General features: G+C 68.3%; 8 protein-coding genes. All 8 read right to left on the bottom strand.

All coding sequences use genetic code 11. From position 1 onward, the window contains the following. On the bottom strand, positions 1–639 hold a 639-nt coding region (locus tag WB508_RS02395; RefSeq protein WP_423843278.1), incomplete at its 3' end, for a DUF222 domain-containing protein. Between the two features lie 58 nt (positions 640–697). Beyond that, positions 698–2089, bottom strand: coding sequence for an NAD(P)/FAD-dependent oxidoreductase (locus WB508_RS02390; RefSeq protein WP_423843277.1), 1392 nt, complete (start codon positions 2087–2089; stop codon positions 698–700). 48 nt (positions 2090–2137) lie between these two features. After that, positions 2138–3136: a hypothetical protein gene (locus WB508_RS02385; protein WP_423843276.1), complete on the bottom strand. Its 999-nt coding sequence runs from the start codon at positions 3134–3136 to the stop codon at positions 2138–2140. Positions 3137–3190: 54 nt separating this feature from the next. Further along, positions 3191–5779 (bottom strand): ATP-dependent chaperone ClpB, encoded by a 2589-nt coding sequence (gene clpB / locus WB508_RS02380; RefSeq protein WP_423843275.1) that lies wholly within the window; start codon positions 5777–5779, stop codon positions 3191–3193. 106 nt (positions 5780–5885) lie between these two features. After that, positions 5886–7448, bottom strand: a complete 1563-nt coding sequence (locus WB508_RS02375) for an FAD-dependent oxidoreductase (RefSeq protein ID WP_423843274.1) — start codon at positions 7446–7448, stop codon at positions 5886–5888. Continuing rightward, entirely contained in the window at positions 7445–8302 is an 858-nt protein-coding gene (locus WB508_RS02370) for an FAD:protein FMN transferase (protein WP_423843273.1), read from the bottom strand. The genes WB508_RS02375 and WB508_RS02370 overlap by 4 nt, the downstream gene beginning before the upstream one ends. A gap of 18 nt (positions 8303–8320) precedes the next feature. Continuing rightward, a complete protein-coding gene (locus tag WB508_RS02365; protein ID WP_423843272.1) occupies positions 8321–8770 on the bottom strand; it encodes an FMN-binding protein in 450 nt (149 codons plus the stop codon). Between the two features lie 82 nt (positions 8771–8852). Then, on the bottom strand, positions 8853–9745 hold an 893-nt coding region (locus WB508_RS02360), incomplete at its 5' end, for a phytoene desaturase family protein (protein ID WP_423843271.1).

Raw genomic sequence — 9745 nt, 5'->3', positions numbered from 1 at the left:
GCGTTGCGGTGTGGTGCGAGGATCGGCCGCACCGAAGGACGTGGCCTCGTGGGCCAGGCGACGGGCGATCGCCGCAGCAGCAGGTGCCGGCAGCAACGCCCACAGCACCGCCATGCCATCGTCGCCGTGCTGGATCTCGACCCGACGGTCGGTTCGGGCCCGTTCGGCGCGTGCGGTGGCGAGGTCTGCCTCGACCCGTTGGATGAACCGGCGCAACCAGCGACGCAGCTCCGGCACGGTGTGGGACTGCGCGTAGGCCACGACCCGCTGATCCAGACGGATCAACGAGTCGGGTCGTTGCAGGGTGTTGATCGCCAGGGAGATCTCCCGGACCCGCGGTTCGTTGATGTGACCGGCACGAAACGCCAACCAGGTCTGCGGCGTGTGCTCGCGCACCCGCTCAGCCGACGACAGCCGGTGGTGCACCTGACCCTCGGTCAACCCCATGGCCTGACCGATCTCCAAAGTGATGGCAGCCCGTTCGATCTGACGACGCAGCACCGGACGGACGTCCTCGGTGCGAGCCATCTCCGCATCACGGAACCGCAGCATCGCCTCGGTCTCCCGCGCCTCCGCACGCGCCCGCTCCCGCGCCAGATCGGTCAGCAGACCAGACGCGACGACGGTGCAGGTGTCCATGAATCCAACCTAGATCGCACCTCTGACAGTCCGAGCCAGGCTCGAATCAGTCGAGCCTTCAGTGCTGCGTGGTGTCCTCGTGCCCCTCGGCGGCCTGATCGGCGGCCACCTTGCGAACTGCGCTCTTCTTGGCCGCCTTGGAGGGCGTGCGCGAATCGACCATCTGGGGCTTCTGCGCGGCGATCGGCGGGGTCTCGCCCACGATCGCATTGTGACTTCCCCACGCCAGATACTTGGCCGTCAGGTTGATCAACGTGGCGAACCGGTTGCGATTGCCCAGCAGCGTCACGATGTGCAGGCCGATCCAGATCACCCAGGCCGGGAACCCCTTGAGCCGCGGCAGGTAGGCGATCTCGGCGATCGCCGACGCGCGGCCGATCGTGGCCATGGTGCCCTTGTCGAGGTACTTGAACGCCTTGACTTTCGCGCGCTTGCCGTTCTGATCAGCCTTGATCACCTTGGCCACGTGCTTGCCGCCCTGGATCGCGGGCTGCGCCAGCTGAGGCAACGGCACATCGGGATTGATCGCGACGTCACCGATCGCGAAGACGTTCTCGAGGCCGCGGACCTGCAGATGTTCGTCGATCTCGATGCGGCCGCCGCTTCCTTGCGGAACGTCCCAGTCGGCCACCACGGGGTGGGCTGTGACGCCCGACGCCCACACGACGATGCCAGCAGCCACGAACTCTTCACGACCGTCGTGCTCGACGAGCACCCCGTCGGAGCGGACCTCCTTGACCGCGGTCCCAAGCCGCAGATCGACGTTGCGCTTCTCCAGCGACTTCTTGGCATAGGCGCGCAGCTTGGGATGGAAGGGCCCGAGCACGTGCGGCATCATCTCGACGAGCGTGATGTGTACCCGAGTGGGGTCGATCTCTGGATACGTGACGGGCAGGTCGTTGTTGCGCAGCTCGGCGAACGCACCCGCTGTCTCGACACCGGTTGCACCGCCACCGACGACGACGATGCGCAGGTCGCGATCCTGGCCGTTGACCGCGGCGTTCTCCAGGTTGGCGAACATCTTGTCGCGCACCGCGAGCGCCTGCGACCGGCGGTACAGCGGCATCGAGTACTCAGGCGCACCAGGGATGCCGAAGAAGTTGGCGGTGACGCCCACACCGATGACGAGGTAGTCGTACTTGACCGAGTTGCCGCCGTCGAGATTGATCACCTTGGCGTCGTGGTCCATCGAGGTCACGGTGCCCTTGAGGAAGCGGATGTTGTCCTGTCCGGAACGGATGGCGCGCAGGAACCACGTGACGTCGCCGGGGTTCAGGCTGGCCGTCGCGACCTGGTACAACAGCGGGTTGAAGGTGTTGTAGGTGTGCCGGTCGATCAGGGTGATGTCGACGTCGGCGCGCTTGAGCTTGCGCGCGACCGCGATGCCGCCGAAGCCTCCACCGACCACGACGACATGGGGGCGGACAAGACCGGTTGCGCTGGATGGCATACCCATCAGTCTAGCCGCGTGACGCCCCCCACACCGAAGTGGAGTCGGTCAGGACGAGCTGACCCACGCACGCGTTTCGGGCCGTCTCAGCAGCACGAGCACCCACACCGCGGCCCCGGCCCACGGCAGGCCAACCAGAGTGAACAGGCCCATCACCACGGTGACGCCGGACAGCACGGTGAGCGCCACGCGGCCGATGCCGCGCTGCTTCCAGATCAGCCACGTCGCGATCATCGCGGCCATCCCCAGGACGACCGTGATGGCACAGACCACAGCGGCCACCCGCATGGCCTCCACGATCTCGGCGTCGCTGTTGTCCATCATGGTCCGCATCGGCGAATCGAGCTGGGCCTGGGTGAGCGGTTCTCTGGCCAGCAGGTAGACAGCCACGTAGGCCGCCCCGACGGCGCTGGCGATGCCCGCCGCGATCGACGTCACGAGGGTGAGCGTCCGCACGGGCGACGGAGGTCCGTGATGGGGCTGCACCTGCGCGGGCGTTGCCGGCGGCTCGGGCACTTGCGCCCCGACGCCTGCTGTGGTGGTGGCAAACGGGTCAGGCCGAGCTGAAGCGTTCACAGCCACCGGCATCAGCGAAGCCGGCACCTCGCGTCCGTTGACGACTGCGAACCAGACCCGCGACTCACGACTCCACAGCTGCACGACGGCGAACACCGCGAAGGCCGCCGGCAGCAGTCCGATGAGTCCACCTGTGAGGACGAAGGCGAGGGCCGCAAGGGCCGCGACACCGGTGAGCATCACCCGTGACTGCGCGTGTCCGCGGGCCGCATACACGGCGAAGACGACGCCTGCGACGAGCGGAACGACTGACACCATCAACACAGTGCGCAGGGCATCGATCGTGCCCTGCACGGTCAGCCCGACCGCGGCGAGATCGGCGTCCGCCAACGCGTCGCGCAGACCACCTTGGATTTCTTGGGAGTTCCACGAGGTCAGCCACCCGATCACGTAGAACAGCAGCAGCGCACTGCTGATCCCCACGAACAGGCAGGCCGACGTGACCTTCTGCGGACGCGGAGGGTGTGGCACCCGTCCATCCCACCATGCGGCCCCAACCCGCGCCCACCCGCACCAGCGGCCGAGTCAGGCGGGCTGCACGCTGAGTCCGTCGAGGTCATCGGCGCGGTCCACTCGGACCGTCTCGCCGTCGCGGATCTCGCCAGCCAGCAGCGCCTTGGCGAGCCGGTCACCGATGGCCTGCTGCACGAGTCGGCGCAACGGGCGAGCGCCGTAGAGGGGATCCCAGCCGGTGAGAGCCAGCCACTCCTTGGCGGCATCGCTGACCTCCAGGGTGATGCGTCGAGCCGCGAGCCGGCGCCCCAGGGACGTGAGCTGCAGGTCCACGATGTGCGTGAGGGCGTCCGTGTCGAGCGCATCGAACGTGACGATCTCGTCGAGTCGGTTCAAGAACTCGGGCTTGAACGACGCTCGCACGACTTCCATCACGCCTGCATGCTTCGCGGCGTCATCCAGCGAGGAGTCGGCCAGGAACGCCGAACCGAGGTTGGACGTCAGGACGATGATCGTGTTGCGGAAGTCGACCGTACGACCCTGGCCGTCGGTGAGCCGGCCGTCGTCAAGCACCTGCAGCAGCACGTCGAAGACCTCAGGATGGGCCTTCTCGACCTCGTCCAGCAGCACCACCGAGTACGGCCTGCGTCGCACCGCCTCGGTGAGCTGGCCCCCCTCGTCGTGCCCCACGTATCCCGGAGGTGCACCGACGAGTCGGCTCACGCTGTGCTTCTCGGCGTACTCGCTCATGTCGATGCGGATGATGGCGCGTTCATCGTCGAACAGGAACTCCGCCAGCGTCTTGGCCAGCTCGGTCTTGCCCACGCCGGTGGGCCCCAGGAACAGAAACGAACCGGTCGGCCGATCCGGGTCGGCGATACCGGCCCGTGAACGTCGGACGGCGTCAGAGACGGCCTGCACCGCAGGGCGCTGTCCGATCAGGCGTTTGCCGAGCTCGTCCTCCATGCGCAGCAGCTTGCCGGTCTCGCCCTCGAGCAGCCGTCCGGTGGGGATGCCGGTCCAGGCCGCGACGACCTCCGCGATGTCGTCTGCCGTGACCTCCTCGTGGACCATGAGATCCTCGACCTGAGCCCCCTGGGCAGCCTGGGCGTCCGCCAGCTGCTTCTCCATCGCAGGAATCTCGCCGTACAGCAGGCGGCTGGAGGTCTCGAGGTCACCGTCGCGCTGGGCGCGTTCGGCCGCACGGCGGGTTTCGTCGATGGCCTTGGTGATGTCGCCGACGGCGTTGAGCGACTGCTTCTCGCTCTCCCAACGCTGTTCGAGGGCCCGCAGGGTCTCCTGCTTGTCGGCCAGCTCGGCGCGCAGCCTCTCGAGCCGGTCTCGACTGGCGTCGTCCTCCTCGCGATCGAGGTGCAGCTCCTCCATCCGCAGCCGGTCCACCGCGCGGCGCAGCTCATCGATCTCGACCGGGCTGGAGTCGATCTCCATGCGCAGGCGGCTGCCCGCCTCGTCGATCAGGTCGATCGCCTTGTCCGGCAGCTGGCGGCCCGGGATGTAGCGGTCGGAGAGGGTGGCCGCGGCCACCAACGCCGCGTCGGAGATGCGGACGCCGTGGTGGGCCGCGTACTTCTCCTTGAGCCCGCGCAAGATGGCGATCGTGTCGGTGGCGCTGGGCTCGTTGACCAGCACCTGCTGGAAACGGCGCTCCAGGGCCGGATCAGACTCGATGCGCTCGCGGTACTCGTCGAGCGTCGTGGCCCCGATGAGGCGCAGCTCGCCCCGGGCCAGCATGGGTTTCAGCATGTTGCCGGCATCCATCGAGCTGTCGCCGCTCGCTCCAGCACCGACCACGGTGTGCAGCTCGTCGATGAAGGTGATGATCTGACCGTCGGACTCCTTGATCTCAGCCAGCACCGCCTTGAGCCGTTCCTCGAACTCGCCGCGGTACTTGGCTCCCGCGACCATGGCCGACAAGTCGAGCGAGATGAGCCGGCGCCCCTTCAACGACTCGGGCACGTCACCGTCGACGATGCGCTGGGCCAGGCCCTCGACGACAGCGGTCTTGCCGACGCCCGGCTCACCGATCAGCACGGGGTTGTTCTTCGTGCGGCGACTCAGCACCTGCACGACTCGACGGATCTCGCTGTCGCGGCCGATGACCGGATCCAGCTTGCCCTCGCGCGCCACGGCCGTCAGGTCGACGCCGTACTTCTCCAGCGACTGGTAGCTGTCCTCGGCGTCCTGGCTCGTGACGCGAGCGCTTCCGCGCACCGAGACGAACGCCGCCTGCAGGGCCTCGGGTGTGGCGCCGAGGCGCTCGAGCAGCTCCGAGACGGGTGACTGGACAGTGGCGAGTGCCACGACCAGGTGCTCGGACGACACGAAGTCATCGCCCAGCTGCGTGGCGAGGTCCTGGCCGCGCTGCAGCACCTGGTGAGTCGCTCGAGACAGGCCAGGTGTCTGCACCGTGGCACCGGTGGCCGATGGCAGCGCGTCGACGAGGCCCTTCGTCTCGGTGACGGCACGGGACACATCCACCCCGGTGGCCTGCAGCAAGGGCGCGGCCGTGCCCCCGGTCTGGGTGAGCAGCGCGGCGAGCAGATGTGCGGGATCGACCGAGGGATGACCGGCGGCGACGGCAGCAGACGCGGCACCGCTGAGCGCCTGCTGGCTGCGTGTGGTGAACGACGAGAGATCCATGGGCATTTCTCCTTGACGAGGGCTATGACCTGCATAACCATGGCAAAGTTGAGTCTATTCCTATCAACTTGTGTCCTCCACCGCGACCCATGGGGACGTGGTCTGCTCAGTAGCCGCTGAAGTAGTCGGTGCGCACGCGCTCGGCGCGCTTGGCCAGCCCGCCGCGGACGGCGTTGACCATGGCCGGCGGACCCGACAGGTACGCGTGGCGAGTCGCGAGGTCCGGCACCGCCTGGGCGATCAGGTCGGTCGACAGGAACGGCGCCTCGATCCAGGTCCAGGCATCGGGCAGCCGATCGGGGCGGGTGGCGCAGACCAGCACGACCCGATGAGCTTGTAGCTCGTCGGCAAACGGGACGTCATCGGCCGATGCCACCGCGTAGACCAGGACAGCATCGCGATCAGGCGCGTGCCGCAGCTGGCTGAGGAACGGCGTGACGCCGATGCCGCCCGCCACCAGCACGACGGGAATGGATGGATCATGAGGCAGCAGGAAGTCGCCCGCAATTCCGGTCGACTGGACTCTGGCGCCGAGCGGCAGGTCCACCAGCGCTCGCTTGAAGCTGGACGCTGGCTCGGGCACCCTCAGGGAGAACGCGATGGTGCCGTCGGTGTCGGGGGGCGAGCTGATGCTGAACACCCGGCGCGAGCCGCGCGCGTCGGCGCCGCGGTGCGGGAGATGCAGCTCGGCGTACTGGCCGGGCTCGAAGCGGTGCCGGCGCTGCGACCGGAAGATCAGCTCGTGGGTGTCGATGCCGCGCTGCCGTCGCTCGATGAGCTCCAGCTGCACCCCGCTGCGCCGGGCGAAGGCGAACGCCACGGCGTTGCCCACCAGCAGCGCCGCGACCTGCCACTGGTCTCCAACCCCGAACAGCGGCGGGGTCTCGGTGACCACCAAGATCGCCAACGGATAGGCGTAGACGACCGCGGCCACCACGGCGACGACCCATTGCTGGTGCCGACGCGGCGGCAGGGTGAGCGGCTCGCTCAGCATGAATCCGGCCAGGAAGATCAACGGCGACGCCTCGAGCGCGGTGCGTGCGGCACCTCCCCAGCCCTGCCCGACGTGGTGCAACCCCATCATCACCAGCGGAAGCGCCACCGCGAGAAAAACGGCTCCGAGGTCGAGGCGACGCGTGCGGTACAGCACCAGCGCGGCGGCCATCACGACCCACGGCAGGAGGTCGGCCGACGCCACCCACCACGACGCCCCCACGCGATCGATCGGGTCGACGTCGATCATGGCCTGGACGACGTACACCCCGAAGGCACCAGTCGCCGCGGGGTTGAAGACATGCCGCCCACGCCAGGCCAGCAGATATTTCGACGCGGCCGCGAGCACCGCGGCGAGCGCCAGCCAGCCCAGCTTGCTGGCATCGGTCTGCGGGATGAACAAGAAGTACAGCAGCAGTGCCGAGATGACCGACGACTCCAGGTGCGGCCGCACACGCCATGCGCGGGCCAGCACCCAGCCGCTCGCCACCGTGGTCACCAGCAGCACGATCGCCGAGAGCACCTGACCGCCCAGGGAGAACAGCCCCTCGCCCAACGACCCGACGCCCGTGTACAGCATCGAGATGAGGACCAGAGCCGCCAGCGCGAGCGTGACCAGCCGGTACATCGTCAGGTGGCCAAGCCGACGATCCAGCACATCTCTGACCCCGTTCATGCGAACACCTCTCCGGGAAGGTCCGGCGACCACACCACTCGGCCATCGGCGTGCATGCGGACGAACTGATGATCCCACCGTTCCAGCAACCGATCGGGCTCGGCGAAGTAGTGAGCCGTCGCCAGACCGTCCGCGATCATGCATGACTGGGGAACCAGGACCCAGGTGGCGACGATGTCCGACGTGGGTCGCCCCGTGCGGCCGTCGAGCACGTGATGCAGTCCATCGCCCCACGCACGTCGGTTGGACGCGGATCCGCACAGAGCGTGCTCGGAATCAAGATGCACGACGCCCAGTGCCCGCGTCCGATCACGAGGATGCTCGAGCGCCACCCGGATGGGCGTGGTCCCGCGGTGGTAGATGTCGCCACTCGCGTCGAGCGTCGCCTCGTGGGCGCCGGCCTGCCAGAGGAGTCCGGCGATCAGATCCACGAGGCGTCCCTTCCCGGCCGCGCCGACATCGATGAGCGCCGGGGCGGTGGTGGCGATCCTCGGACCCTCGTGCACGACGGACGACCACGCCTGGACCGGCGCCGGATCCGGTACGGCCCGCAACGAGTAGTCGGCGTCGTACCCGAGGTCGGAGAGCGTCTGACCGATCAACGGGTTGACGGCGCCGTCGGTGGCGTCGAACAGTTCGTCGTAGAAGTCCATCAGCGACTCGGCCCCCACCACGGTCCGCACCCCCGGCGTCCGCGCGATGTCCGAGACGACCGAGTCCGCGCGGAAGCGCGACCAGGTGCGGTCGAAATCCTCGACGCAGCGGAGGATCTCGCTTCGAATCGCGTCGTCAAGCGTCGTGCGGGTGTCGATCTGCCACCGCGTGCCGATCGCGTCGAAATTCCATTCGTCCATGCCGTCACGACCAGCTGGTCAGGCCGTCGCGTCCTTCTGGATCTGCTCGAGGGCGATATTGAAGCCTGTGCTGGTCAATGATGAGCCCGACACCTTGGAGACGTTGATCTCGCCGAGCTTTTTGCCGACCACTTCGTCGGCGGCGCCCCCGATGAACTGTTTCTGGTACTGCAGCGACGTGCCGCTGGCGCCGGGCTCGAGCTTCAGATCCGTGACGGTGTTGTCGGCGATCGTCATGGTGACGTCGATGCTGGACTGGCCGCCGGGGTTTCCGTACGTCCCGCTGGCCTGGTAGGTGCCGTCCTGGAACGTTGCGTTCGGATCTGCGGCGGGTGCGTCGCTGGTGGCGGCCGGGTCGCTGGCCTCATCTGCGGTCGCCTCGGTGTCGCCGCCGCAGGCCGCGGTCAGCAGCATCACGGTGGCGGCAGCCGAGGCGGCGAGGGCCGCGCGGCCGGTGGGGAGTCGCATGGGGGCTCCTGCGGTGAGGGGGAAACGTCCATTCAACACAACGAACGCCACCCCCACAGTACGAGTTCTCGAGGTGCCCGGGCTACAAGCGCCCGACGGCCAAGGTCGCGGCGTGGAATCCGCCCATCCCGTGCACTCCAGCGCCCGGCGGAGTGGAGGCCGAGCACAGGTACAGACCGGGACCGATCGCGTACGGGTGCGGCGACATCCGCGGACGCATCAGCAGCTGCCACGGGGTGTTGGCTCCGCCGCCGATGTCACCGCCGAGGTAGTTGGGGTTGTAGGCCTCCCACTGGGCCGGAGAGGTGGTCGCCTGACCCACGATGCGGTCGCGCACGCCCGGGGCGAATCTCTCGATCTGATCGATGACGGCCTCGGTGGCGTCGCCGGTGTACCCCGCGGGAACGTGCGCGTACGCCCACACGGGGTGCACGTCGCCGACCGATCGGCCCGGATCCGCCACGTACTGCTGCGCCACCAGGACGAACGGGCGCTCGGGCATCTGACCTGAGGTCACCTGCTTCTCAGCCGCAGCGATCTGCTCGATCGTGCCGCCGAGGTGGAGCGTGCCCGCACGGTGGCACCACTCGTTGGTCCAGGGCACACCGCCCTGGACGGCCAGATCGACCTTGAAGACTCCCGGTCCAGACTTCCACCGGCGCAAGGCGCGGGCGATGCGGGTCGGCACCCGGTCGCCGGCGATGTCAGCCGCGGCCGACGGCGAGGTGTCGAACATGACGACATCGGCATGCGGCAGCTCGGTGACGTGGTGGCCCGTCTCGATGCGCCCCCCCTGCTCTGCCAGCTCAGCGGCCATGGCGCGGGAGATCGCTGCCGACCCGCCCTTGGCGGCGGGCCATCCATAGCCGTGACTGGTGACGCCGAAGGTGATGCCGAGGCCCCCGGTCGTGGCGCTGTCCAGGGGTCGGATGGCGTGGGCGGCGAGCCCGGCAAACAGGCCGCGCGCTTCATCGG

This window comes from Aeromicrobium sp., from assembly GCF_049586495.1.
Classification (GTDB): domain Bacteria; phylum Actinomycetota; class Actinomycetes; order Propionibacteriales; family Nocardioidaceae; genus Aeromicrobium.
The sequence above is the reverse complement of the archived record's forward strand: the minus strand, read 5'-3'. Positions and strand labels throughout refer to the sequence as shown.

Excerpts from the sequence above, each read along its gene's own strand:
- WB508_RS02375 (WP_423843274.1), bottom strand. The coding sequence starts at position 7,448 with ATGAACGGGGTCAGAGATGTGCTGGATCGTCGGCTTGGCCACCTGACG.
- WB508_RS02370 (WP_423843273.1), bottom strand. The coding sequence starts at position 8,302 with ATGGACGAATGGAATTTCGACGCGATCGGCACGCGGTGGCAGATCGAC.
- WB508_RS02365 (WP_423843272.1), bottom strand. The coding sequence starts at position 8,770 with ATGCGACTCCCCACCGGCCGCGCGGCCCTCGCCGCCTCGGCTGCCGCC.
- WB508_RS02390 (WP_423843277.1), bottom strand. The coding sequence starts at position 2,089 with ATGCCATCCAGCGCAACCGGTCTTGTCCGCCCCCATGTCGTCGTGGTC.
- clpB (WP_423843275.1), bottom strand. The coding sequence starts at position 5,779 with ATGGATCTCTCGTCGTTCACCACACGCAGCCAGCAGGCGCTCAGCGGT.